The 25403-nt window shown below is 58.6% G+C and carries 25 protein-coding genes; 10 read left to right on the top strand and 15 right to left on the bottom strand.

Features of this window, described 5'->3' with window-relative positions; genetic code table 11:
• Window positions 1-45 precede the first annotated feature (45 nt).
• The 3 genes from CPY51_RS29120 to CPY51_RS29110 form a co-directional block, all read right to left on the bottom strand.
• Complete coding sequence (locus tag CPY51_RS29120) at window positions 46-801, bottom strand: N-acyl amino acid synthase FeeM domain-containing protein (protein WP_111163756.1); 756 nt, start codon at window positions 799-801, stop codon at window positions 46-48.
• Window positions 802-986: 185 nt separating this feature from the next.
• Window positions 987-3290: a putative bifunctional diguanylate cyclase/phosphodiesterase gene (locus CPY51_RS29115; RefSeq protein ID WP_111163754.1), complete on the bottom strand. Its 2304-nt coding sequence runs from the start codon at window positions 3288-3290 to the stop codon at window positions 987-989.
• Between the two features lie 286 nt (window positions 3291-3576).
• Window positions 3577-4686, bottom strand: a complete 1110-nt coding sequence (locus tag CPY51_RS29110; protein ID WP_111163752.1) for a TRAP transporter substrate-binding protein — start codon at window positions 4684-4686, stop codon at window positions 3577-3579.
• A gap of 307 nt (window positions 4687-4993) precedes the next feature.
• On the opposite strand from CPY51_RS29110, the gene CPY51_RS29105 reads away from it, so the two are divergent.
• Window positions 4994-5782 carry a gamma-glutamyl-gamma-aminobutyrate hydrolase family protein gene (locus CPY51_RS29105; protein ID WP_111163750.1) on the top strand — a complete coding sequence of 263 codons (789 nt, stop codon included), beginning with the start codon at window positions 4994-4996 and terminating at the stop codon, window positions 5780-5782.
• Here CPY51_RS29105 and CPY51_RS29100 read toward each other — a convergent pair.
• The 3 genes from CPY51_RS29100 to CPY51_RS29090 all read right to left on the bottom strand — a co-directional run bounded on the left by CPY51_RS29100 (window position 5771) and on the right by CPY51_RS29090 (window position 8430).
• A complete protein-coding gene (locus CPY51_RS29100) occupies window positions 5771-6739 on the bottom strand; it encodes a 2-hydroxyacid dehydrogenase (RefSeq protein ID WP_111163748.1) in 969 nt (322 codons plus the stop codon). The two genes, CPY51_RS29105 and CPY51_RS29100, sit on opposite strands and share 12 nt — an antisense overlap.
• A gap of 25 nt (window positions 6740-6764) precedes the next feature.
• Window positions 6765-7787 (bottom strand): LacI family DNA-binding transcriptional regulator, encoded by a 1023-nt coding sequence (locus CPY51_RS29095; RefSeq protein ID WP_111163746.1) that lies wholly within the window; start codon window positions 7785-7787, stop codon window positions 6765-6767.
• Between the two features lie 133 nt (window positions 7788-7920).
• Window positions 7921-8430 carry a MarR family winged helix-turn-helix transcriptional regulator gene (locus CPY51_RS29090; RefSeq protein WP_111163744.1) on the bottom strand — a complete coding sequence of 170 codons (510 nt, stop codon included), beginning with the start codon at window positions 8428-8430 and terminating at the stop codon, window positions 7921-7923.
• Between the two features lie 85 nt (window positions 8431-8515).
• Here CPY51_RS29090 and CPY51_RS29085 point away from each other — a divergent pair, with 85 nt between their 5' ends.
• The 3 genes from CPY51_RS29085 (at window position 8516) to CPY51_RS29075 (ending at window position 11529) form a co-directional block, all read left to right on the top strand.
• A complete protein-coding gene (locus tag CPY51_RS29085; RefSeq protein WP_111163742.1) occupies window positions 8516-9307 on the top strand; it encodes a creatininase family protein in 792 nt (263 codons plus the stop codon).
• Between the two features lie 138 nt (window positions 9308-9445).
• Window positions 9446-10540, top strand: a complete 1095-nt coding sequence (locus tag CPY51_RS29080; RefSeq protein ID WP_111163740.1) for a CobW family GTP-binding protein — start codon at window positions 9446-9448, stop codon at window positions 10538-10540.
• Complete coding sequence (locus CPY51_RS29075; protein ID WP_111163738.1) at window positions 10540-11529, top strand: WD40 repeat domain-containing protein; 990 nt, start codon at window positions 10540-10542, stop codon at window positions 11527-11529. Before CPY51_RS29080 ends, CPY51_RS29075 begins: the two co-directional genes overlap by 1 nt.
• A 58-nt stretch (window positions 11530-11587) precedes the next feature.
• On the opposite strand, the gene CPY51_RS29070 is transcribed toward CPY51_RS29075, so the two are convergent.
• Together CPY51_RS29070 and odc2 are read right to left on the bottom strand one after the other, a co-directional pair.
• Entirely contained in the window at window positions 11588-12178 is a 591-nt protein-coding gene (locus CPY51_RS29070; RefSeq protein WP_111163736.1) for a GNAT family N-acetyltransferase, read from the bottom strand.
• A gap of 88 nt (window positions 12179-12266) precedes the next feature.
• Window positions 12267-13400 (bottom strand): ornithine/lysine decarboxylase, encoded by a 1134-nt coding sequence (odc2, locus tag CPY51_RS29065; protein ID WP_111163735.1) that lies wholly within the window; start codon window positions 13398-13400, stop codon window positions 12267-12269.
• Window positions 13401-13929: 529 nt separating this feature from the next.
• On the opposite strand from odc2, the gene CPY51_RS29060 reads away from it, so the two are divergent.
• From CPY51_RS29060 to CPY51_RS29050, 3 genes are all read left to right on the top strand, one after another.
• Entirely contained in the window at window positions 13930-14823 is an 894-nt protein-coding gene (locus CPY51_RS29060; RefSeq protein ID WP_111163733.1) for a LysR family transcriptional regulator, read from the top strand.
• A gap of 88 nt (window positions 14824-14911) precedes the next feature.
• Window positions 14912-15556, top strand: a complete 645-nt coding sequence (locus CPY51_RS29055; RefSeq protein ID WP_111163731.1) for a DUF1007 family protein — start codon at window positions 14912-14914, stop codon at window positions 15554-15556.
• Window positions 15550-16650: a nickel/cobalt transporter gene (locus tag CPY51_RS29050; RefSeq protein ID WP_111163729.1), complete on the top strand. Its 1101-nt coding sequence runs from the start codon at window positions 15550-15552 to the stop codon at window positions 16648-16650. Before CPY51_RS29055 ends, CPY51_RS29050 begins: the two co-directional genes overlap by 7 nt.
• 22 nt (window positions 16651-16672) lie before the next feature.
• Here CPY51_RS29050 and CPY51_RS29045 read toward each other — a convergent pair whose 3' ends face one another.
• The 5 genes from CPY51_RS29045 to CPY51_RS29025 form a co-directional block, all read right to left on the bottom strand.
• Window positions 16673-17248, bottom strand: a complete 576-nt coding sequence (locus CPY51_RS29045; protein ID WP_111163727.1) for an acyltransferase — start codon at window positions 17246-17248, stop codon at window positions 16673-16675.
• 256 nt (window positions 17249-17504) lie between these two features.
• A complete protein-coding gene (locus tag CPY51_RS29040; protein WP_111163725.1) occupies window positions 17505-17720 on the bottom strand; it encodes a hypothetical protein in 216 nt (71 codons plus the stop codon).
• A complete protein-coding gene (locus CPY51_RS29035) occupies window positions 17717-18409 on the bottom strand; it encodes a GNAT family N-acetyltransferase (protein WP_111163723.1) in 693 nt (230 codons plus the stop codon). Before CPY51_RS29035 ends, CPY51_RS29040 begins: the two co-directional genes overlap by 4 nt.
• 78 nt (window positions 18410-18487) lie before the next feature.
• Window positions 18488-19183, bottom strand: a complete 696-nt coding sequence (locus tag CPY51_RS29030) for a tellurite resistance TerB family protein (protein WP_111163721.1) — start codon at window positions 19181-19183, stop codon at window positions 18488-18490.
• A gap of 130 nt (window positions 19184-19313) precedes the next feature.
• Window positions 19314-19952 (bottom strand): 2-dehydro-3-deoxy-phosphogluconate aldolase, encoded by a 639-nt coding sequence (locus CPY51_RS29025; RefSeq protein ID WP_111163719.1) that lies wholly within the window; start codon window positions 19950-19952, stop codon window positions 19314-19316.
• Between the two features lie 164 nt (window positions 19953-20116).
• On the opposite strand from CPY51_RS29025, the gene CPY51_RS29020 reads away from it, so the two are divergent.
• The 3 genes from CPY51_RS29020 (at window position 20117) to trhO (ending at window position 22496) form a co-directional block, all read left to right on the top strand.
• The gene (locus CPY51_RS29020) at window positions 20117-20590 is read left to right on the top strand and encodes a CYTH domain-containing protein (protein ID WP_111163813.1); all 474 of its coding nucleotides are present in this window, start codon (window positions 20117-20119) and stop codon (window positions 20588-20590) included.
• On the top strand, window positions 20580-21488 hold the full coding sequence (locus CPY51_RS29015; protein WP_111163717.1) for a CHAD domain-containing protein: 909 nt from the start codon (window positions 20580-20582) through the stop codon (window positions 21486-21488). Before CPY51_RS29020 ends, CPY51_RS29015 begins: the two co-directional genes overlap by 11 nt.
• Before the next feature lie 63 nt (window positions 21489-21551).
• The gene (gene trhO, locus CPY51_RS29010) at window positions 21552-22496 is read left to right on the top strand and encodes an oxygen-dependent tRNA uridine(34) hydroxylase TrhO (protein ID WP_111163715.1); all 945 of its coding nucleotides are present in this window, start codon (window positions 21552-21554) and stop codon (window positions 22494-22496) included.
• Window positions 22497-22500: 4 nt separating this feature from the next.
• Here the strand turns inward: trhO and CPY51_RS29005 are convergent, their stop codons facing one another.
• On the bottom strand, window positions 22501-24645 hold the full coding sequence (locus tag CPY51_RS29005) for a bifunctional diguanylate cyclase/phosphodiesterase (RefSeq protein ID WP_111163713.1): 2145 nt from the start codon (window positions 24643-24645) through the stop codon (window positions 22501-22503).
• A 184-nt stretch (window positions 24646-24829) separates the two neighbouring features.
• Window positions 24830-25375 (bottom strand): NADPH-dependent FMN reductase, encoded by a 546-nt coding sequence (locus tag CPY51_RS29000; protein WP_111163711.1) that lies wholly within the window; start codon window positions 25373-25375, stop codon window positions 24830-24832.
• Window positions 25376-25403: the final 28 nt, after the last annotated feature.

The raw sequence follows: 25403 nt of genomic DNA, 5'->3' as shown, positions 1-25403 counted from the left end.
AATGCACGACAATGCCGCAGCGGCGCCATCCGATGGTCACGTTCCTCAGCTTGCCTGCTGTGTCGCAAGGCGCCCGATCGTCGCAAGCCGGGCCGTCGGCAGGACGGTCAGCGGCGTCACGCCCATGTCGGGCGAACGCTGGAACATCATCCGTCGTTCATAAGGTTCCGACACAAAAAATGGAAACCGCTTGTAGAGGCCGACGCGCACGTCCCGTGTTCGAGTTGCCATCAGCGTCAGTTCGATATTGTACTTGCCGACATTCTTCTGCGAAGGCACCACCGTGTCAGCATAAAAAACGCGTCGGTAGAATGGCGCATGCTGCGGGCTGACCAACTGCAGCACGCGATCAGCGTCGAAATAGTCGGCTGCCATCGAGGCAATTCTGAGTGTCAGGTAGGGAAGAGCCGGCATTTCACCGATAATGTCGGGATCCGCCGCAAACCGGACCGGATCGATCAGCGTCATGCCTGCGTCAAGAAACTTGTCGATCTCGGTAGCATACATTTCCCGCGTCGTGCTGACCCGGTGATCGGGCGTAACGTGATGGATGCGGACCGTACTGATCAGGCGCTCGTCATAATAGACGCCGAAGACATAGGCGTGATCGTCAAAATCGACATCATCGATTAATTTGGCGCCGCTCAAGGTCAGGATGTTGGCGAGCTTGTACGCCCGATACCTGATCCGCGCGACCTCCTCCATGTCCTCATGGGTCTCGACGCGGCGATACTCCACATGGTCGAGAACTTCTAACAACTTCTTTGAAAAACTATTTTGTCCGACGTCTGAAGGCACCATGTTCACATCCTGAAGGTTAACGAATAATTAATGCTTCAGGGTTAACCAACGCGCAACATTTGAATAAATTTTGACGAGAAAGCCTTTCATTAAGGTTAACGCAGTGCGCGATTTGCTCACGAAATCAATGAGCAGCCTGCGATAGCTCAAAATATCTCAATTTCGGAGATTAGCGACGGGAGAGCTTAGGCGACCTTCTTGCGACGGCGAACGACCTGCTTCTTGGCAAGGCTTTCAACCATGGCAATGATGCGCTCTGTGGGAACAGGGGTCGAAAATACGTATCCCTGCACGAAGTCGGCACATTGATACTTGTTGATCAGGGTCAATTGATCCTGCGTCTCGACGCCTTCGACAACGATCTGAAGGCCAAGTTCGCGCGAGAGATTGACCGTGCCGCGCAACAGTTTCAGGCGCCGCGCGTCCTCGGTAATGTTGCGAACGAAAGACCGGTCAATCTTGACGATGTCGATCGGCAGGCTGTCGAGATAGCTGAGGCTTGAGAAGCCGGTACCGAAATCGTCGATGGCGATGGTGATGCCTTTCGCCCTCAATTCCGTCAGAATGGCGCGGACGGTGGCAAGCTCGTCCATCAGGCAGCTTTCCGTCACCTCAAGATGCAACCGTGACGGCGCCAGGCCGGACGTCTTGAGAGCATCCATCACCATAGCGACGACATCATTGCTGCGAAGGTCCTGCACGGAGAGATTGACCGAAACGGAAATCGGCTCTGGCCATGTGGCGCAGTCTTTGCACGCCTGGTCGAGCATGAACTTGGTGATGCCCGAAACGATGCCCATTTCCTCTGCAATCTGCACGAAGACGGTCGGCGGCACGGAGCCTTTCTCCGGATGCACCCAGCGCGACAAAGCTTCGCAGCACTCGATCCGGCTACCGTCAGGCTTGAACATCGGCTGATACGCGGCGTGCAGGCCGCCGTTTTCTATCGCCTCGCGCAAATCATCCTTAAGCTTCTGTCGCTCTATGTAGCGGGCGTCCATCTCCTCTTCAAAGGCGGAGCAACCGCCCTTGAAGCGTGATTTCGTCTCGAACAATGCCAGGTCGGCTTTGATCTGCCATTCCTCCGGCCGGAATTCCTGACTTTCGATGGTCACATAACCGCCGCTGACGGAAATGCGGAACGTGTTGCCGTCGACCTCGTAGTTGCCCGCGATTGCGCCATGAAGCGAACGGATGCGCGTATCGAGATCCGGCGCATTGTCGTCGTTCGGGAAAAACAGAACAAACTGATCGCCCATCAATCGTGCGACGAGCGCGGTGCCGCCCGCCTGCTCCTTGAGGCGCGCAGCGATCTTCACCAGCATCCGGTCACCCGAAATGTGGCCCTTGGTGTCGTTGACATGCTTGAAGTCGTCGACGTCGATGACCATGATGGCGATCGTGCCGGGCAGGCGGCGCGCGGCAAGATTTTCCTTCACCAGATCGACGAAATATTCCCTGTTGGGTAGTCCGGTCAGGGGATCGAAGCGCACCATGTGCAATATCTTGCGCTCGGCGCGAATGCGCGATGTCACATCCTCGAAGATCAGAACCACGAGCCCATCCGGACGTCGGTTGGCCGAAAACTCCAGGAAAAGATCCTCGTTGAACTGGATGAGCGTGCGCGAAAGCGAGCCATCGACGAGCTGAGCAAGCTGCCGTTGGATCAGGCTTGGCAGTGAGCCATCAATAAACGCATTACGGACGCCGTATCGCAGCACGACGTCGAGTTCACAATCCTTCAATTGATCCTGATTGGTCAGATGCAGGAGTTCGCAGGCTTTGCGGTTGACCACCAGGATGCGATTGTTGCCGTCCAGCATGAACAGGCCATGCGTCATGTTGTTCAGGGCGGTGTCGAAGCGATCTGCAATCAGCGATATTTCACGCGACGCGATCACGTTCTTGTAAAGAAATTCACGAACGCCGTTTGCCATCGAACGGGTCGTCAGAACGAACGGGATGAGCGTGAACGACAACAGGACCATGTAGGGGTCCCGGAGCAGCAGGAATCCGAGACTGATGGGCAGCGACGCCGAAATCGTCTGAAGGTTGACAGCCTTTGGCGACCCGTAGTTTCGGCCCACGACCGAAACCATCGAGGCAAGCGTCACGGCGACACAGGCGATCTCCGCGAAGAAATCCTGGAGGACGAGCACCGCAAAACCGCTGCCAATGCCAAGAAGGGTTGTCGTCGAGACGCCGCCGTACAGGTAGCGACGTTCCCAGCGCGCGATATCTTCGCGGCTCATCGCCTCCTTGTCGGCCGCGTCGAAACGCTGAAACCAATAGATGCGGTAGCCGCAGACGATCACGAAGACGGCTGACAGGTAGATATAGAAATGGGCACCGGATTTCGAATAAACGGCAACGTAGGTCAAGATCTGAACGATCATGCCCGTAAACAGCGTCTTTCTATTTCCAAAGAGCGAACTTACGAACGACAGATAAACATCTGTCGGAACGACGTTCGGGCTTTGAGGCTTCATACAGAGTCCCCCTGGTGCGGCTGGCACTGTAATCAAAACCATTTAAAAATTGATTGCCCGATTTAGACGGATTTGGTCAATTTTTCTAAATTTTAGGCGTATTTTATGGCAATATGAGTGATATTTTGCATCTTTGTCGTGCATGATTGTCAAAATTACTCTACTTCAGAATAGTATTTCTATCGAAAATTGCATAAGAAAAAATAAACAACATAGCTACTGGCGACGGATTGGCGCGAAGCTGGCCTTGGTCGAGGCCGACGTGCTCCGCGACCGATCACTCACATCAAAGTTTTCCGGCCCGCTGTTGTATCATCATGAACGTGTCGAACGTGTATTCCGAAAGCTGCATCCACAAATATGCGTCCTTTTTGTACGCTACCTGATTGTCGTAGATCTTCTTGAAGGATGCGTTCGATTTGGAAATATCGGCATAAATCCCGGTCGCCGCTTGAAAGCAGGCTTCCATGATCTCCTGGCTGAACGGACGCAAGGTCGCCCCATCGGCAACGATCTCCTTCAGGGCCTGCGGGTTCTTGACGTCGTATTTTGCCAGCATGTTGGTATTGGCAAAGGCGCAGGCGTCGGTCAGGGCTGCCTGGTAATTCTTCGGCAGGCCGTTCCACTTGTCGAGATTGAAAAAGGCGTGAATGACCGTGCCGCCTTCCCACCAGCCTGGATAATAGTAGAACTTGGCAACCTTCTGGAATCCCAGTTTAAGATCATCGTACGGCCCCACCCATTCGCAGGCGTCGATCACGCCCTTGTCAAGCGCGGAATAGAGATCGGCGGTGGCAATGTCCTGCTGCGGCACTACGCCGATCTTGGCGATAACGCTGCCGGCCAAGCCGGAAATGCGCATCTTCAGCCCCTTCAGATCATCGAGCGTATTGATTTCCTTGCGGAACCATCCACCCATCTGCACGCCGGTATTCCCTGCAGGGAGACCATAGAGACCCTGGGTGGCATAGAATTCGTTCATCAGCGTATTACCATCGCCTTGATAGAACCAGGCGTTCGACAGCCGGGCATTCAAACCGAAAGGGATAGTCGTTCCGATTGCGTAGGTCGGGTCCTTGTTCCAGAAATAGTAAGAGCAGGTATGCGCCGCCTCGACCGTACCCGCACTGACCGCATCGGCTGCCTGAAGTCCCGGTATGATTTCGCCGGCCTCAAAGGTCTGGATGGTGAAATTGCCGCCAGTCGCGCTCGAGACATGGCTCGCGATGTCATCGGCGCCGCCATAGATCGTATCCAGGGTCTTCGGGAAGGACGACGTCATCCGCCAGGTAATCTTCGGATTTTCCTGCGCGATCGCAGGCGCCGCCAGTGTCGAGGATGCTGCAGCACCGGCACCGATCGCGCCCGCCTTTCTGATGAACGAACGGCGATCCATCAAAAGCCTCCCGGATAGATAGCACTGAGGAAAATATCGGCTGTCCCGATCTTGCAGCAGCGGCTGGAGCTAATCATGTCGCACATCCTCTTTCAAGTCTTGCATTCACTAATCTTTTTGCCGCGTCGGCGTCGTCAAAGAGCGTATCGCAGGAGTGATCTGAACGTCGAGGACACTACTTTTGCGCGCTATCAAGTTGGCGAAATTCCATTGATTTAACCGTTCCCTGCGTGCAGAACCGTTGACTTCAGTCATGTTCTGCGCTCTCAACAAACAAGGAAATCGGGCATTTTTACCGGAGCTTTCGATGACGAAGCCAATCATCGCCATACCTGCCGACATTCGCGTCCTGGACGGGGCGACGTGGCACGCGGCACAACAGCAATATATCCAGGCAGCCTCCAACGTCGCCGGCCTGATGGTGATGATCGTTCCCGCCATGGGCGACGCCTATGATCTCGATGCAATCCTCGACCGTGTTGACGGTGTGCTTGTTTCAGGCTCTGCCAGCAACGTGCACCCGTCGCTCTACGGAAAGGAAGCAACCGAGGCGGACGGCCCGTTCGACCCGGCGCGCGACGCGACGTCCCTGCCCCTGATCCGCCGCGCCATCGACCGCGCTATCCCGCTGCTGGCGATCTGCCGCGGCATACAGGAGCTGAACGTCGCGCTGGGCGGTTCGCTTGCTAGCGAAATCCAGGAACAGCCCGGCATCTGGGACCATCGTAAGCCGACAACGCCGGAGCGCGATGCGATGTATGTGATTCGCCAGAGCGTCTTCGTGAAGGAAGGTTCCTGTATTGCCCGATATATCGGGCCTGGCGAGGTACAGGTGAACTCGCTTCATCGCCAGGCAATCGCCACGACTGCGCCGCGCCTGCAGGTCGAAGCAACGGCCGAGGACGGAACCATCGAGGCGGTCTCCGTCATCGACGCAAAGGCCTTCGCCGTCGGCGTGCAGTGGCACCCGGAATATTGGGCGGAGACCGACCTGCCGTCACGGAGGCTGTTCGAGGCTTTTGGCGATGCCGTCCGTGATTACGCGGCAGGCAAGGCAGCGGCGACACGGGCGCCGCTGAAGCAATCAGCCCTTTGATTTCGGCGGGGTTTCGGGCACCGGCGTTGCGGGCACGCCCGTCTCGAACCATTGGATAATGTTCTCGGCAACGAGATCAGCCATAGCGTTGCGGGTCGGCACGGAGGCCGAGGCAATATGCGGCAACAGCGTTGCATTCGGCAGCGAAAGCAGTTCTGCCGGCACAATCGGCTCGTCGTAGAAGACGTCGAGGCCCGCCGCCCCGAGCTTGCCGTCGCGCAACGCTGCGATCAGCGCATCCTCGTCGACCGACCAGCCGCGCCCGACATTGATCAGCACGCCGTTTGGCCCGAGCAGCCCCAGAACTTCGGCGTCGATTACCTTATGCGTCTCGGCGGTTTTCGGCACGATGGCGATGATGGTATCGACCGCCGCAGCCATCTGCTTCAAGGTCGAAAAATAGTCATAGGCAACGCCCTCGTGATGCGACCGCGTATGATAGCTGATCTTGACCTTGAATGGCTCCAGCCGCTTGGCAATTTCATGCCCGATACGACCGAGACCGAATAGCCCGACATGCCGCCCCTTCATCGAGAAAGGTGAAAGCGGAAACGACTGGCCTGATTTCCAATTGCCGGCTCGCAACCAGTTTTCGGCTCGCGGCATCTGCCGCAACGTGTTCAACAGCAGACCGATCGCAGTATCCGCAACCTCGTCGTTGAGCACGTCGGGCGTATTGGTGACGACGATGCCCTTGGACGCCGCATGGGCAACGGCGATCCCGTCATAACCCACCCCGAAATTGGCAATCACCTCGAGATTGGGCAAGGCGTCGATCCATGCAGCATTGAACCCTCCGGCAGACGCGACACCGCGTATGCGCTTCGCCGTTTCCGTATCGATCGAAGGGCTGTCGGCCCGTTCAGCCGCGACAATATCGAAACGCTCGCCGAGCCTCTCGATAACACGCGGGTGGATCTTCCCCGGGACGAGGATTGCAATGCGGGATTGTGGCATGATCGTTCCTTGTATGACTGCTTGCCTATTGCCGCGGCCGATAGGGCTCCGTCGACTGGCGTATCCGCATCTCCGGTTTGATGAGATGGATGCCGTCTGGCTCGTGGCTTCCGGCAAGTCTATCCAACAGCGCGCGCGCCGCAAGTCTCCCGACCTCCGCCTGGCCGTTCCACACGGTGGTCAACGCGGGCGTGGCAATCGACGCTTCCTCGAGATCGTCATAGCCGGTGACCGAGATATCCTTACCCGGAACGAGGCCGGCCCGGGCGATACCGTTCATCAGGCCGATGGCGACAAGGTCGTTCCAGCAGACTGCAGCGGTCGGCTTCTGCGGCAACGACAGGAAATGCACTGCCGCCTCGAAGCCGCCCTGCTTGGAGCGCGGCCCGGGAATACGGAGATCCGGGTCGACTTCGATTTCGGCCTTGCGAAGCGCGTTGACGTAGCCCTGATAGCGGTCACGCCCCGTCGACGTCTGGTCGGTCCCGCCGATCATCGCTATCGACCGGTGGCCGAGACTGATCAGATGGTTGGTCGCCAGAGAAATGCCGTAGCTGTCGTCTCCGCGATAGGTCGGGAAATCAACCACGTCCATCGAGCGCGCCACGAGGATGGCCGGCATGCCGTTCTCCTCGGTCAGCAGCATATCCTCCGACGGAGTGCCGATCGCCGGCGACATGATGACCCCATCGGCCCCAAGCTGCAGCAAGGTCTCCAGAAAGTTCCGCTGCTTGTTGACCGAATCATAGTGATTGGAAAGGATGAAGGTGTGCCGGCTGCGATCGAGTTCGGTTTCGATCGCCTTCAGGATCTCGCCGTAGAAAGGGTTCATGATGTCGTGCACCACGACGCCGATGATGCCGGATCGTGATGTTCTGAGGCTCGCGGCACGGCGATTGTAGATATAGCCGAGCGCCCTTGCCTGATCCTTGATGCGGTCCCGGGTGGTCGTTGCGACCAACGGACTGTCGCGTAAGGCAAGCGATACGGTAGCCGTTGAAATGCCAAGCGTTTCCGCTATGGTCGAAAGCTTAATCTTTTGAGCCACGCGCTCCCCCTTTCGTGCAACTCAGCCGATATTATCGGCCCGGTATCCCCCAGCGATCCGGGATTTAAAATGTTTAATTAAAATTTTTAGATGGTGCAAATACAAATTTTGAAACCGACACGAATTTGAAATCTCAGCTTTCGTCTTCTTCGGTCAATTCCACCCCCAGCAGGTTGCCGTCGATTGCCCTGAGCAGCTTGACGAGCGAGCGGATATCCTTGTCGGAAAAGCCTTTGGTGGCGAGTGCGTCGCAGGCGGCAGCCGAGGCTTCGATCTGCGCGACGCTGTTGCGTCCCGTCTCTGTGAGATAGACCTTCGTCAGGCGCGCATCCTCGGCATCCGCCCGGCGCTCGACAAAGCCCTGCGCTTCCATGCGGCCGATCGTACGGGTCATGGTCGGCGCCTTGACGCCGAGCTTTTGCGCAAGTGCGCCCGCTGGCAAACCATCTTCATTGGCAAGCGCGAGGATGACGCCGTCCTGGCCGGCATACAACCCGCTTTCGGTCAGGTTGCGGGAGAGTGCGGTTCGCATCGAGCGCGCCGCCTGGGTCAGGGCCGGCGAGAGATCGGCAAGCGAATATTCGCCGTGATCCTTCTTCTTACCCGACTTAGACTTCTTGCCGTCTTTGTTCTTCTTGCCCATCTTGTTTCCATTGGTCTTTCGGCGGCCGCATCACCGCGCTATGACATTGCGCAGTACGTTGACATAAACAAGAGGCCCACTCCAGATGGCACAACCTTCGTTTCATTACGAAGACAATGATCCACATTTGCAGCCGCAGGACCGCTCCAACTGGATCGCAGTGCTGCCGCTCGGCGCCCACGAGCAGCACGGCCCGCATTTACCCTTCGAGACCGACACGCTCATCGTCGCCGGCATCATCGAGCGGCTTAGGCAGCAGTTGCCAAAGGAGTTACCGGCGACATTCCTGCCGGTCGAGCCCGTCGGTTACTCCGTGGAGCATATCGACGTCGCCGGCACGAAAAGCCTCTCGTTCGAGGACGCCGCGCATCGGTGGCTGGGGATTGCCGAGGATTTGCATCGGCAAGGCATCCGCAAATTCGTGATGCTGAACGCCCATGGCGGCAATTCACCGCTGATGACCATCGTCGCTACTGAAGCCCGCATCCGCTTCGACATGCTTGCAGTCGCGACCAGCTGGACCCGCTTCGGCGTCCCGGGCGGCGTGATAACGCCTGAAAACAAGGCGATCGATATCCATGGCGGAGATATGGAGACATCGGTGATGCTTGCACTTCATCCCGACAAGGTCGACATGGCGAGGGCAGCCGATTTCCCCTCCCGGCAATCCGACTACGCCAGAAGGTTCCACCACCTCCGCGCCTACGGCCCCCACGCCTTCGGCTGGAAGATGTCCGACCTCAACCCTGACGGCGTCGCCGGAAACGCCTCGGCCGCATCAGCGGAAAAAGGCGAAAGACTGATAGCGCATGCGGTGAAGGGCCTGATCGAGCTTCTGCTGGATGTCGACGGGTTTGATGTCGGGACGCTGCAGTGAAAACACCAATGCGCGCCTCAAAACCTAATGTGATCTTATAACATAAAAACCCTTTGAACTGCCGAAATCGAACCCTTATATGGAGACCGAATGACTTCCGGCCCCTCCAGGGCAACAATCCATATCTCGAGGTTCCCCATGACCGAAGCCGCTGCAATCAAGCCCATTCCCGTGACCGTGCTGACCGGCTATCTCGGCGCCGGCAAGACGACGCTTCTGAACCGCATCCTCTCTGAAAACCATGGCAAGAAATATGCGGTCATCGTCAACGAGTTTGGTGAGATCGGCATTGACAACGACCTGATCGTCGAGTCGGACGAAGAAATCTACGAAATGAACAACGGCTGTGTCTGCTGCACGGTGCGCGGCGACCTGATCCGCGTCGTCGAAGGATTGATGCGCCGTCCCGGCCGCTTCGACGGCATCATCGTCGAAACCACGGGGCTGGCCGACCCGGTTCCCGTAGCGCAGACGTTTTTCATGGATGACGATGTTCGTGCCAAGACCGAGCTCGATGCGGTCGTCGCTCTTGTCGACGCCAAGCACCTCCCGCTGCGCTTGAAGGACAGCCGCGAAGCCGAAGACCAGATCGCATTTGCCGATGTCGTCATCATCAACAAGACCGACCTCGTCACGCCGGAAGAACTTGCACGCGTCGAGGACGTCGTCCACGCCATCAACCCGGCCGCCCGGGTCTACAAGGCGACCCGCTCGGGCGTCGACCTTGCCCACGTACTGAACCAGGGCGCCTTCAACCTCGAACGCGCGCTGGAAAACGATCCGCATTTTCTGGAGAACGGCCACGACGATCACGGCTGCGGTCCCGATTGCGATCACGACCATGATCATCACCATCATGACCACGATCACGACCATCACCACCATGATCACGATCATTCGCATCACAATCATGGCCCATCCGCCATTCATGACGTCACAGTCCAGTCCGTGTCGCTGCGTGGCGGCGAGATGATCGCGGATCGATTCTTCCCGTGGATCCAGAAGATCACCCAGACGGACGGTCCCAATATCCTCCGCCTGAAGGGTATCATCGCATTCAAGGACGACCCGGAGCGCTATGTCGTCCAGGGCGTGCACATGATCATCGAAGGTGACCACCAGCGCGCATGGAAAGAGGCCGAGAAGCATGAGAGCCGTCTCGTCTTCATCGGCCGCGAGCTCGACCGCGAAAAGCTGGAAAAGAGCTTCAAGGCCTGCGAGGCCGCTGCCTGATGCCGACAGTCGCGCCGCTTGATATCGACGGCCACGTTCTGGCCGTCGAATTTTTGAGGGATACCCCGTTCTTCGTCAGCGCCGCCGGCGCCGTCCATCGGCTGGAAGGTGGCGAGAAGGTCTCCGAAGCCGGACAGGGCCTGCTGACGGTCATCCGCGATCCCTACAGCGACAGCCTTGTCGCCGGCGGCGAAGATGGAAAGGTTCAGCGCATATCGGCTAGCGGCGAAGTCACCGAACTTGCTCACGCGCCCCGCAAGTGGATCACACAACTGGCAGCCGGTCCGCAGGAGGCGATTGCCTACGCCTATGGCAAGAGCACGTTCGTCCGTCTGGCCGACGGCACCACAAAGGAATTTACCGAGGAACGTACGGTCGAGGGCATCGCCTTCGCTCCGAAGGGCCTGCGCGTTGCGGTCGCCCGCTACAACGGCGTTTCGTTGCACTGGGTCGGCATGACCGCCCAGCCCACGATCCTCGAATGGAAGGGCGCGCACACGGGCGTCGTCTTTTCGCCCGATGGCCAGTTCGTCGTCACGACGATGCAGGAAAACGCCCTCCACGGCTGGAAGATGGACGTCAAATCAGGCGCGGAAGCGCGCCATATGCGCATGACCGGCTATCCCGCGAAGGTGAAGTCGCTTTCATGGTCGGCCAAGGGAAAATGGCTAGCCTCTTCGGGCGCTCCTGCTGCCATCGTCTGGCCCTTTCAGGGCAAGGACGGCCCGATGGGCAAAGCGCCCTTGGAACTCGGTACCCGCGCCAACATCATGGCGACCTGCGTCCGCTTTCACCCGCTCGAAGACATCCTCGCCATCGGCTTTATCGACGGAATGATCCTTGCTGTCCGCATCAGCGACAACAAGGAGGCCTTGCTTCGCAGGCCCGGCAAGGGCGCAATCACCTCGATGAGCTGGAGCAAATCTGGCAAGCTGATGGCCTTCGCATCGGAAGCCGGCGATTGCGGTGTGGTCGACATCTCGGCGTAAAACCAATACAGAGCCGCGGCCGTCACCGAAAGGCGGGGCCGCGGATGCGACCGCGCCCTTAGGCGGCGCGGCGAACCGGAGGCCGTGTCAATTGGCGACCGCTGGCAACAAGCAGGCCGACCGCCCCCTCGAGCCAGCCATCCTTGAGCTCAAGCGCAAGGAACCGGCGACGTTCGAACGGACCGGGCATGACAAGGTGACGAGCCTTCTCGGCAAAGAAGCCAAAGCGCTCGTAATAGGACGCGTCGCCGACAAGCAGGATTGCGCCGTGGCCGAGCTTCTTTGCTTCCATGATGGCAGCGCGCATCAGTGCGGAGCCGATACCCTTGCCCTCATGGGCCGGATCGACGGCAAGCGGTCCGAGCAACAGAGCGTCGACCGGATGGGTCTCGCGATCGACACCAGCCTCGATGTTCCAGAGACGAACCGTACCGATGACATGGCCGCTGCGATCGCGGGCGACAAGCGCCAGTCCTTCGGCCGGAACACGACCGCGCCGAAGCTTTTCCGATGACTTCTTGGTGCGGCCTGCGCCCATGGCGCGGTCGAGCAGGTTTTCCCGGGCAACGACGTCGCCGGCATTTTCGAGGTCGATAGTGAATGTGGACGGCGCAAAGAATGCGCGTACAGAATCAAGAACAGCGGCCATTTTGGCCTCCCGTACCCAATACCGTGATGAGCGGTGCTAGAAGGAATTGTGAATTGGCTGCTCCGGCTGGTGAGCCGGAGCAAACCCTTTAGATGACGTAGGCCTTCAGTGGCTCGAAGCCATTGAACGCGACCGCGCAATAGGTGGTCGTGTACGCCCCAGTGCCTTCGATCAGGACCTCATCGCCAATGGTGAGAGACACCGGCAGCGGATAGAGGTTCTTTTCGTAAAGCACATCGGCTGAATCGCAGGTCGGGCCGGCAATGATGCAAGGCTCCATCTCGTCACCGTCGCGCTCCGTGCGGATCGGGTAACGGATAGCCTCGTCCATCGTTTCAGCGAGACCGCCGAACTTGCCGATGTCGAGGAAGACCCAGCGAGCCGTGTCATTGTCCGACTTCTTCGAGATCAGGACCACTTCCGTCTTGATCACGCCGGCATTGCCGACCATGCCGCGGCCAGGCTCGATGATCGTCAGCGGAATCTGATTGCCGAAATGGGCGCGCAGGCTCTGGTTGATCGACTTGCCATAGGCTTCGGCGGACGGAACGTCACGAAGGTACTTGGTCGGGAAACCACCGCCCATGTTGACCATCTTCAGGTGGATGCCCTGCTTGGCAAGCGAGACGAACACGCGCTTGGCATCAGCAAGAGCTGCATCCCATGCATCGACCTTGGTCATCTGCGAGCCGACGTGGAACGACACGCCGTAGGACTCGAGACCGAGCTGATGCGCATAGACGAGAACGTCGACGGCCATCTGCGGCACGCAGCCGAACTTGCGAGACAGCGGCCATTCAGCGCCTTCGCCATCCGTCAGGACACGGCAGAATACGCGAGCGCCGGGAGCTGCACGGGAAATCTTCTCGACTTCTTCATGGCTGTCCACCGCATAGAGGCTGATCCCAAGTGCATGCGCACGAGCGACATCGCGTTCTTTCTTGATCGTGTTGCCGAAAGAAATGCGAGCAGGCGTCGCGCCGGCATCGAGCGCCATTTCGACTTCCGCGACGGACGCGCAATCGAAATTGGAACCGAGACCAGCCAAAAGCTTCAGCACTTCAGGAGCCGGGTTCGCCTTGACGGCATAGTAGATGGCGCTGTCCGGCATTGCGTGGCGGAAAGCATGAAAATTGTCGCGGACAACGTCGAGGTCGACCACAAGGCAGGGACCGTCAGGACGTCGGGTTGCGAGGAAGTCGCGGATGCGCTGGGTGGTCATGTGTATTCCCTCTTACATTCCAGAGCTCCGGCAAGGCCGGAGGACAAAGGGCATACGAGAATCCGCTCAGGAACCAGCCGGTGGAGACCCCGGATCCCTAGCAAACGCTCGACGCGCAATTCGTGAACCAACGCCAATAGTCGGCATAAGTTCGGCTTTGTCTGCCATGGATTGGAGGGAAATTCCCAACCGCACTTCCGGCAATGATGGTGTGCCTCTTCAGTAACCCCGGCTGATGGAAAGCCGGGAGAGAACAAAAAGGCCCGCACCGTCGTTGCTTCAGATGTCCTCGCATTTCCCGGATGGCCGGAATAGCGACTGGAGGGGTTAATTCCAGGTACCTTACCGATTTCCTCACCACATCGAGGATCGGCGGACACCCACGGGCACGTGCGACTTTGGGCTGAGAGGGAGATAAGAATATTCGTCGTCATAATCAAGAAATTTCTTGCCCTCGGTCCTAAAAAAATTATTGAACAATCAGGCGCGTTTCGTTCAATATATGGGAACGACTGCGGGAGGGTTCGCCATGGATACGCTGACACGCATACGCGCTTTCATCGACGTCGTGGAAGCGGAGGGCTTTTCCGCCGCGGCACGCAAGACCGGCCGTTCGAAGGCGCTGCTGTCGAAATACGTCCGGGAACTGGAGGATGAGCTCGGCGCCCTGCTTCTCAACCGCACGACGCGACAGTTCTCGATGACCGAGGCCGGCCACACATATTTCCGAACTGCCTCTGATATCCTAAAGGAAATCGACAATCTCGCCGACCTGGTGCGCGAGAACAATCAGCAGCTCAAGGGGCGCTTACGCATCTCGGTCCCGCGAACCTTTGTTGATGCCGATGTCGGGCAGTCGCTGATCGATTTCGCCAAGGAAAATCCAAACCTCTCGCTGGAGATCGCCGCGGAGGATCGGTTCGTGGACCTGATCGAGGAAGGCTTCGATGTCGCCGTGCGGGTCACCAAGCTCGAGGATAGCGGCATGATCGCCCGCAAGATCTCGGATTTCCGAGTACATATCTGCGCAACGCAGGAATTTATCGACAACCACCAGCCGCTCGATCATCCGACTGACCTCGCGCGTGTTCCGTTCATCGTCGACACCAACAACCGGTCGCAGAACAGCATCAAATTCTATAATCCCGACGGCACGACGTTCAATGTCGCGATGAACGGCCCGATGGAGGTCAACAGCCCACACGCGACGCTGCGCGGTGCGCTCTCCGGTATCGGCGTCGCCGTCGTTCCCGACTTCATTGCCCGCAAGAGCATCGAGAGTGGCGAACTGCTGACGCTGTTCAACGATTATGTGCCCACCGACCGCGGCATCTATGCCGTATATCCGCACCGCCGCTACCTGCCGGCAAAGGTCCGCATCTTTGTCGATTACCTGCACAACTGGTTCCGCAAGAACGGATGAGGCAATCGGCCACGCCAGAAGTCCCAATTCCGTCTCAATTTTTACCCAGAAGCAAGACAAGAGAATTACGGCGATTCAGACAGGGCCCATGAATAAATTCACCGTCATCCTGGCCGGCCTGCTCTGCCTTTCGCCCGTAGCAGCATTCGCACATCCGCATATCTTCGTGGAAGCACGGCTGGAAGTCGTTGCGGGGGCGGATGGCAACGTTCAGGAATTGCACAACATCTGGCGCTTCGACGAGGTCTTCTCATCTTCGGTGCTGATGGACTTCGACAAGAACACCAACCTGAAGCTTGATTCCGACGAGCTGAAGGAAGTCGGCAAGACGGTCCGCGATTCGCTGGTCGACTATGATTACTACGTCAACATGACGCTCAACGGCAAAACCATCAAGGTGAACAAGCCCGACGTCATCAACGTCGACTACAAGGACGGTCAGCTCCTGATGTTCTTTGCCGTGACGCCGTCGGAGCCGATGCCGATGAAAGGCAACAAGTTGTCTTTCGGGATTTACGACCCCACGCTCTATACCTCGATTGATTTTCCGACCGATGCCGACATGGTGACGATGGGCGATGCCTTCAAAACCTGCAAGAACCAGGTGGTTCGCCCTGATGCCGACGAAGTCATCGCCGAGAACAAGGCTTCGCTGACGTCTGCCTTCTTCAACGACCCAACCGGAACGACCATGTCGAAGCTCTTCGCAACGCGGATTGATTCACAATGCTGAAAGATCGTCATCTGGCACTTCTGCCTGTAGCTGCTTTTGCTTTCCTGGCCGTCGCCTGCATGGCACACGCCACCGGATCGCCACTCGGCATCGGCACGGCGGAGCCGAGCTTCCAGCCGATCGGCGGCCCGCTCGCGCCGATCTTTCTCTACGTGAATTATGAGCAGCAGGCATTCTACCGGGCTCTGACCAAGTCGATCGAGGCTATGCGGCAGGATCCAAGGCAACTCTGGACCCTGGTGGGCCTGTCGTTCGCCTATGGCATCTTCCATGCGGCGGGGCCTGGCCACGGCAAGGCCGTCATCTCGTCCTACATGGTCGCCAATGAAATCGAATTGAAGCGCGGCATCGTCATCTCCTTTATATCGGCGTTCATCCAGGGCCTTGTTGCCGTCCTGGTCGTCGCGGCAGCTTATTTCGTGCTGCGCGGCAGCGGCATAACGATGACGCAGGCCACCAATACGATGGAGATCGTCAGCTTCATCATGGTCATCCTCTTCGGCGGCTGGCTGCTGTTTCGCAAGATCCGCGCAATGATCCGTGAAATGCCGAGGCGCCAGCGCGTCCGGTTTGCAACATCAGCGGGACCGATCAGCATGGCGCTGTTCGATGAGACGCCAGGAGATTCATCCCGGGGTCGAACCTCTCGACTGAACGCCTCTTCGAATCAGTACAATTGCGACGCGCCGAGCTATGACCTGAAAAACGGCATGGTTTGCGAGGATTGCGGCCGCTCGCATCTGCCTGACCCCGCGCTGCTTGCCGCCGAAAACTTCAGTGTCCGCGAGGCTTGGTCGGCAATCGTTGCGGTCGGGCTCCGCCCCTGCTCGGGCGCGCTGCTGGTGATGACGTTCTCGATGCTGAACGGACTTCTTTTAGGCGGCGTACTCTCTGTCATCGCCATGTCGGTCGGCACTGCGCTGACTGTTTCGCTGCTTGCGATACTGGCAGTCACCATGAAGGGTGCCGCCATGCGCCTGGCTGGAAAAGGCTCGGCGACCGCCGCCTGGGTCGGCAACTCTATAGAGATCCTCGGCGCGCTGTTTGTCATCTGCACTGGCGTCCTCCTGCTCGGAGCCTCGTTGCAGGCCTGACATGGCGCCGGCAGCCGGCTTTTCAGCCTCGCATTGCCTTCATATCGAATGGAAAGCTGGATCTCGGTCGCGAGGCTTCACCGCGCATTTTGAGAAGGTAGGCGGGGTTTCCCACATAGATGCCGAACGGTATGGTCGGCCCCTTCACGACAGCGTTTGCTCCGATGACGCAGCCCTTGCCGATATGCGACCCCCCGAGAATCTTGGCGCCGGCACCGATCCAGACATCCTCTTCAATGACGATAGGCTTCCCCGTCACGCCCTGAAGTCTGATCGGTGTGGAAACATCGTCGAAGTTATGATCGAACGAGGCAACGACGACGTTGGCAGCAATCCTGACGTCGTTTCCGATGGTGATGCCGCCGTGCCCCAGAAGGACGGCGTGATCGTTCAGGGACACATGATCGCCGATCTCTATCCGGCCGCTTTGCGCATCGATGACCACACCGGATTGCAACGACAGCTTGTCACCGATCGAGATCGAGCCCGTCCCCCAGCGGAACCGGGTCAAATAATAAATCTTGGGCCTGCGCCCAAACCTCAGGGCTCCCCGCGACAGAAGAGCCTTCAGGCGATAGAGCGGACTGAAATTCGTCATGAAACCAAATTCTTTCGGCCGCAGGCGTCGAGAGCGTGCCGCTTGCCGATCCAAGAAGCCGCTCCACGTCTGAACAATGTCAATTCGCCAGCGGTGTCGCCGATGTGCTGACCCGCCTCCAATTGCCTGGAGCTATAGATAGGAAGCCCATTCAACGTTTGCCAATCCGCCACGGATGTTCGTTGCCGCGTGCCTTCGCCTTCTTATGCACTGAATATGTCAAACTGACGTGACAGATCGGTCCGTCTTCGCTGATTTACAGCCCATTGCGCCGCTGGTAACGCGCCCGCAACCAAAAGACCAAGAAGAACGAAAGCACCAGACCGGCGCCGACGGCGGTCGCGAGGAAGGGCGAAAACGCACTCAGATATATGATGATCATTGGCATGAAATAGATCACCACGCCCGCGGCCAGCAGGATGACTGCCGCGGCGATTGCCGACGACCGGCTGTCAGATTTCTTGGGCGTCAAGACGCCTGCTCCTTTGCAAGGTCGGCACGGATGTCCTGAAGGCGGCGCAGTTGGTTGCCTTTTTGATCGAAATTGGCAGGTGCGAGCCAAGCCTCGAAGGCAGCGTTGATGAGCGGCCATTCGCCGTCGATCATCGAGTACCAGGCAGTGTCCCGGTTCTGGTGCTTCGACAGCATGTGCTGGCGGAAGATACCTTCGAACGTGAAGCCGTAGCGTTCGGCGGTCGTCTTGCTGGCCTTGTTCTCGTTGTTGCACTTCCACTCGTAGCGACGGTATCCGAGGTCCTCGAACACGTGTTTCGCCATCAGATAGTGGACTTCGGTCGAGAGCGGCGAGCGGGCCATATCGGGGCCATGTGCCACGCCGCCGATTTCGACGACGCCGTTCGCCGGGTCGGCGCGCATATAGTTCGCCATGCCGACGACCTTGCCCGAAGCATTGTCGCGAAAGACATGCGTGACCCAGCCGATGGACTTGAGGCCATTGAGCCAGTTGTCGAAATCCTCGATGCCTGCGAAATCGTCTGATGCAAAATATTTGAGCAGCGGGTTGATGCCCATACCTCCGAGACCGTCCCACAAGGCCTGCATGTGCCTGTCGCGCTCATATGGCTCGACGGTAACAAAGCGACCCTTCAGCGTCACTGGCTTCGGGGCCGGGCAGCCTTTGAAATTCGACAGATCGCGCATAAAGCCCTCCTCGATAGCAGGAGATGGCTTAGGCCAGCCGCCCGGGAAAGGCAACCGGCCAGGCTGTCACCGAGACAATCAGACCCTCGCTGTTGAAACTGTCGCCTCTATGTGGTCGACCAGCGCATCGGCAAGGCCAAGCCTTCCTGCGAGCAGGTCGAGGTAACCGCGCTCGGCGCGCGTCCCCGGGTCGATGGCAAGGTGGGACGCGGTGTAGAGCTGGACCCGCTGCTCCTCCGTCTTTGCCGACGCAACGAGGCCGTCGAGATCGACGGGATTGGCAAGCTCCCTCTGCAGAAATGCCTCGGCTTCGCCGCTAATTCCCGCTTCCTGGAACTTGCCGAGAATGCGCTGGCGCTCCACGTCGTCGATATGTCCGTCGGCCCGCGCCGCCGCGATCATGGCGCGGACAAGGGCAAGGGCAAAGTCGTTGCTGGCAACCGCCGGTGCCGTGCTGAATCCCGAATCTGCGGGCGGCGGCAGAAATTGCGGCTGGCTCTGCGGTTGAGGCTCGGGCGCCTGTCCGGCCTGATAATTCTTGTAGGCCTGGTAGCCAAGCCCGGCGATAGCGGCAAGACCTCCGAGCGACAGGACATTTCCAGTTATCTTCCGGCCGGTTCCAGTTGCAAGAAGCAGCCCGGTGATTGCGCTCGTGGCCATTGGATTGTCCCGAGCGAGATTGATCACTTCAGTGGCTCTGTCCTTGACGGTCCCCTGCACTCCCGGCACCTGCGAACCGAGGAATTGGTCGAGAAGTTTTCTGGCATCGATCATAGCGTCGTCTCCGTCTTCATGATGGTGAAAGGGAGATAGGAATGAAACCGCGAATTGCAAATCCCTTGAAACAGAAAAGGCGCCCCACGAGCGAGGCGCCTTATCGACGATCGAAAAACCTGATTTGTCGTCAGGCGGTCAGGGCAAACGCCTCGGCCGCGAGCTTGGTGATGCCAGCCCAATCGCCAGCGGCGACAAGTTCCTTCGGCGCCACCCAGGATCCGCCGATGCAGATCACATTCGGCAGTGACAGGTAGTCATGCGCGTTCTTCAACGAGATGCCGCCGGTCGGGCAGAACAGCGTGCCGGCAAGCGGAGACGACAGCGATTTCAGATAGGCGGCGCCACCGGCCTGCTCGGCCGGAAAGAACTTCAGGATCTTGTAGCCCTCTTCGCGTAGCGCCATGACTTCGCTGGCGGTCGCAGCCCCCGGAAGGAACGGCACATCCGACTGGCGTGCAACGTCGAGAAGCTCTTGAGTCGTGCCGGGGCTGACGATGAACTTCGACCCGGCCTCGACCGCCGCCTCCCAATGCGCAACGTTGAGGATCGTACCTGCCCCGACTTCGGCACCTTCGACCTCTTCGGCCACCGCACGAATGGCATCAAGCGCGCCGGCGGTCCGGAGCGTTATCTCGATGGCCCTCAATCCGCCGGCAACCAGCGCGCGCGCCAGCGGCACTGCGGATTTGGCATCTTCCACGATCAGGACCGGAACGACGGGCTGCAGTTTCAGGATGGAAAGAAGCTTTTCGGTTTTCTCGCCCATGTGTGGCGTGCTCCCTTAAAACGATTGAAAATCCGAGGTTTCGAATAGCCCTCCCCGATCTTCTTGTCGAGACAAAAGCAGGCAATGACACGCCGTGGGTAGGAAATGCCTCAAACTTCCGCTAGCGTCGATGCGGCACAATGCGGACGGAGCATGTCGGGCATATGGCGAAAGAGATCGAGCGGAAATTCTTGGTTCGAAGCGACGGTTGGCGAAATTTCGTTTCCAACACGCGGTCGCTCCGGCAAGCCTATATTTCCTCGATGGAGGATCGCTCGGTGCGGGTAAGACTGGAGAACGGCCACATCGCGACGCTCACCGTCAAGATCGGCCGCACCATGACCCGGGACGAGTTCGAATATGCGATCCCCGTTGCGGACGCAGAAGAACTGATCGGGACCGCGATCGGCCTGGTGATCAGGAAAACGCGTCACAACGTGCCTTTCAAGGGCTTTGTGTGGGAGGTCGACGTTTTCGAGGGTGCCCATGAGGGTCTGGTCATCGCCGAGGTCGAAATGGGTGATGAGAGCGATAATCCCGAACTCCCCGACTGGGTAGGTGACGAGGTGACCGGCCAGTACCGCTATTCTAATCAGGCGCTCGCTCTGCAATTCGAGCAGGAGTACAATGGGCTATAGAATTCGGCCGAGTAAGCCGTTCGACGACGAAGTCCGTGCGGCCGCTGGTGGGCAACTTGAGAAGGCCATGGCAGTTCTGCGGGAACGACCGGACGGCCTGCACGACGGCATTCACGCCGCCCGGAAACATCTGAAGCGAACCCGAGGGCTTTACAGGCTGGCAGTCAGACATCTGCCGGAATTTTACGAGCATGAAAATCAACGCCTTCGGGACGCCGCGAAATCGCTCGCCGTCTTTCGCGAGGCGACCGCCCTCGTCGAGATCGGCAAATACCTGCATGAGACCGCGACGTCGGAAGATGAAGCGGCGGCGCTGTCGCGAATAGCCGACACGTTGATCGCGCGACGCGATTGGCTGGTGCGCGGCGAAACCGACATCGAGACAAGGACCGCCGAGGCAATCGAAATTTGCCGAAATGCAATGACCGCGCTCGACGATGTCTCGTTCAAGAACAACAAGCACGACGTCGCCAGCCTGCTGAAAAAGAGCTGGAGGAAGACCTGCCGGAGGGCCGCAGAGGCGCTGACGGGATGTCGAACGGAAGCCCACACCGACCAGTTCCACGAATTGCGCAAACAGAGCCAGAACTATTGGATGTATCACGCATTGTTGCGCGATCTCTGGCCTGCCGCCATGTACGCCAAAGAGATGGAAGCCAAGGCGCTGGTGGACGTTCTCGGCCGCTACCACGACCTCGCGGCCCTTTCCGAAGTCGTCAATCAGGAGACCGATCTCTTCACGCAAAGCGACGACCAGGCACGGCTGCTGGAAGCCATTATCTCCCGGCAGCAATCCGCCCGGAGCGTCTCGCTCGAAAAAGCCGCCCATGTGTTTTCAGACGATCCCGACCGCGAAGCGAAGATGATAGAACATCTATGGCGACAGGCAGGCCGATAACCAGCTTGGCCCCAAACGCAAATCATGATTGCCTGACGGCCTCCGACCCTGTATTTCCGGCGCATGACAGACGACCTCTTCACCCAGCATCCGAAAGCTGACGGCACATTCCTTGTTGCCGCGCTCTATCATTTCGTCGCGTTTTCCCAGTTCGAAGCATTCCGCGAGCCGCTGCAGGCGATGTGCGACCAGAATGGCGTCAAGGGAACGCTTCTTCTTGCTCGCGAGGGCATCAATGGCACGATCGCCGGTACGGATGCCGCCATCGGCGCCGTCCTGGCTTTCCTCCGCGCCCAGCCTGAATTTGCGACCCTGGAGCACAAGGAAAGCCGCGCGTCGAAGATGCCCTTCGTGCGCATGAAGGTGAAGCTCAAGAAAGAGATCGTCACCATGGGCGTTGAGAATATCGACCCGACCCATATCGTCGGCACCTACGTGGCGCCGAAGGACTGGAACGCGCTGATCTCCGACCCCGACACCATCGTCATCGACACCCGCAACGACTACGAAACCGCAATCGGGGTCTTCCGCGGGGCGCTCGACCCGAAGACGAAGACCTTCCGCGAGTTTCCGGAATGGGTGAAAAACAACGGCAGCCTGCACGACAAGCCGAAGATCGCGATGTACTGCACCGGCGGCATTCGCTGCGAAAAGGCAACTGCCTACATGAAGGAACAGGGCTTCGACGAAGTCTACCACCTCAAAGGTGGCATCCTGAAATATCTGGAAGACATCCCGGCCGAAGAAAGCCTTTGGGAAGGCGCCTGCTTCGTCTTCGACGAGCGGGTCTCCGTCGAACATGGATTGAAGGAAGGCTCGCACAAATTATGCCATGCCTGCCGGACGCCGATCACCGCAGAGGAGGTCGTGTCGTCGTTCTATGAGGCGGGCGTCTCCTGCAGCAATTGCTACAGCAGCCGAACCGAGGAAGATCGCGAGCGCTACCGTGAGCGTCAACGCCAGATCGCACTAGCAAGGAAGCGTGGTCACGAGCACATCGGCGGCTGAAGATTCAGGCAGCGACCTGATCGTCCTCGCTCGCTCTTTGCGCCGCAAGCCGCCTGCCGATCTCGACATCCGCCATGGGCCTGCCAAAGAAATAGCCTTGTAGCTGGCGGCAGCCGAAGAGCCGCACGGCGATCCCCTGCCCCTCCGTCTCTATGCCCTCTGCAGTCACCGGTATATCGAGCGATCGTGCCAGGGCGACCGTCGCCTGCAGCATGTCTCTGGCGCTGTTGCCTTCGAGCACGCCCATGGTCAACGATTTGTCGATCTTGATGCGATCGAAGCCAAACTGCCTTAGATAGCCGATCGACGAGAAGCCCGATCCAAAATCGTCGAGCGCGATCTTGACGCCGAGCGCCTTCAACCGTTCGATGGACTTGAGCGTCCGCTGCGGATTTTGGATGATGTAACCTTCGGTAATTTCGAGCGTCACTCGTTCCGCAGCGATCCCTGTCTCCTTCAGCACGTTGCGGACATAGTCCGCGAAGGCCGGATTGCGGAACTGACCTGGCGAGACGTTTACCGACACTCTGAGGCCTGGCCAGCCCATTGTCGCTTCGCAGGCTCGACGCAGGACGAACAAGCCAAGCGCTTCGATGAGACCGCTGGTTTCCGCCACCGGAATAAAGACTTCCGGAGAAACAGGGCCATGCCCCGGGCGGTCCCAACGCACCAGAGCCTCCACCCCGAGCATCTCATGTGTATCCGCGTCGACGAGAGGCTGGTAGACGACGGTTAGCCTTTCGTCTTCGATGGCATCACGCAAATCAAGCTCAAGCGCGTTTCGCTCCTCACGATCGATATCCAATGCAGTGTCGTAGCAAGCCATGCAGGCTCGACCCGATTCCTTCGCCTTGTACATGGCAAGATCGGCGCGCCGTACCACCTCCTCGTGGCAGACACGACCTTCCGGCGAAGAGGCTATACCGATACTGGCCCCAATGACGATAACGCGCTGCCCGATCTGCAGCGGCTCAGCGAGGAAATCGAGCACCCGCTCGGCGAGACTGAGTGCCGGACCGTGATTGAGCTCAGTCGCAGCGAAAGCGATGGCAAATTCATCTCCGCCGAGACGCGCAAGGACCGCCTCGTCAGGAGCCAGCACCGTCAGACCGGCCGCGACAGCCCGGATCAGCTGATCGCCCGTCCCATGCCCGTAGGAATCGTTGACCTCCTTGAACCCATCCAGGTCGAGATAGAGAAACAGCACGTTGCTGCCCTCGGCCCGGGCGGTCTCGACCAACTGCTCGAAGCCAAGTCGCATGCCCTCCCGATTGAGCAGCCCGCTCAATCGATCGCGCAACGCGGCGTCCCGCGACGCTGCCTCACCCGCCCGAAGACGACGACCGGCGAGCGAGCCGATGATCAGCAAGACAACGAAGAACATCCCGACAAGGCCCAGCGCCTTGATGACCAACGGCTGCGCTTGCGCATAGCTGAGGTCACCCGGTGCTCGCGACGTCCAGACCATCCGTCCGATCGACGATCCGAGTGGATCCGTGAGAAGCACGGAATATGCTGCGTTGAAACTGGGAGGGACAAGGCGAAGACCAGCGATGACGTAGGTCTCTCCGAGGCGCTGTATTTTTGCTGCATCGAGCGGGCGGGACAAGATAAGATAACGCCGCTGGCTGTTCGGGACGGGAAGTGCACCGGATTTTTCGCGCACAAGCGAAACGCCGACCACCGCCAGCCCGACCTGCGTACGTATGAAGCCGCCGATCTCGGGCTTACCTGTCGCGCTCATTCCTTTGATCTGATCGACCAGCGTCTTCAACGGCGGTCCGAAGAATTCATCGATCGTGCCGTTGAAAGGCTTGCCGTTGTGATAGGCCATGATCGTGTTCCCGTCCTCGTCGACCACGACCGACATGTCGTACAGCAAACTGTTGGCCGACGCTTCGCCATAATTTCTGATCACCCAGCTTTGCCCATCCGGGGTGTAGACATGCAGCGCGGCATCGTCCCATGCGGTATAATCATCAAGTGTGGCCACAAGCTGTGATTGTAGTGTCTTCAGTGCCCCTGAGATGGTTTCGCTGGACCTGGCGTCGTCAAGACGATTGGAATAATCCGCGACTCGGCCGACCGCTGTCAGCACCATGATCGTAACGATTGTTACTACAAGGGCAAAAGAAAACAGAACGGCCATTACAATGGAGTGCCCGCCGGGCGATGTATTACCCTTTAGTAATTTGAAAAATTTCAACAATATACTCACCCTCTAATGGCCGGAGTGTGCCCGTCTATTCTTCAAAAACGGTTAAGGGTGCGTCGCAATATCGACAGCACGCGCTGCATCGTTCAACATTCGAGGTGGTGCTGGCAGCCGCGACCTAAAGGCGAGCGATGAATTCGACAAACTCTCGAAGGCTTGCGTCCAGCAGCCCCTCCGACTTTGCCTCGGCTAAAAGCGCACGCTGCGCCTCTTGGGATTTGCCGACCAAGGCCAATTGCAGGAACGCGTCCTCCACAATCAGCAGCGACATGGTCGTCAGGATATCCCTAAGCTGTGACAACACCAGCTGACCCCGATGGGACGAATGGGCGATCATAACAGGCTTGAACGGCACCTCGTCGCGGGAAACGAGCCAGTCGAGTGCGTTCTTGAGGCCGCCCGGAATTCCGTGCGCATATTCGGGACAGGCGACAATCAGCCCGTCTGCGGCGCGGATCTTGGCTGCGAACGCCTCGACGATCTCAGGCGTGAATTCGCCCTCGCGGTCAGGATTGAAGATCGGCAGGTCGCCGATCAACTCGCATATTTCGATTGCGATATAGTCCGGAGCTGCCGCACTGAGAGCCTCGAGCAACGCCCGATTCGTGGAAGCCCGTCGCTGGCTGCCGCAGAGTGCGTAGAATCTCGACTGCTTTTCGATCATCCGCCTGAATTACAGCGAAACGACGATT

The organism is Arminella tubonensis, assembly GCF_003240585.1.
GTDB lineage: Bacteria > Pseudomonadota > Alphaproteobacteria > Rhizobiales > Rhizobiaceae > Rhizobium > Rhizobium tubonense.
Note: the sequence above shows the minus strand (reverse complement) of the source record. Positions and strands in the feature narration are given on the sequence as shown.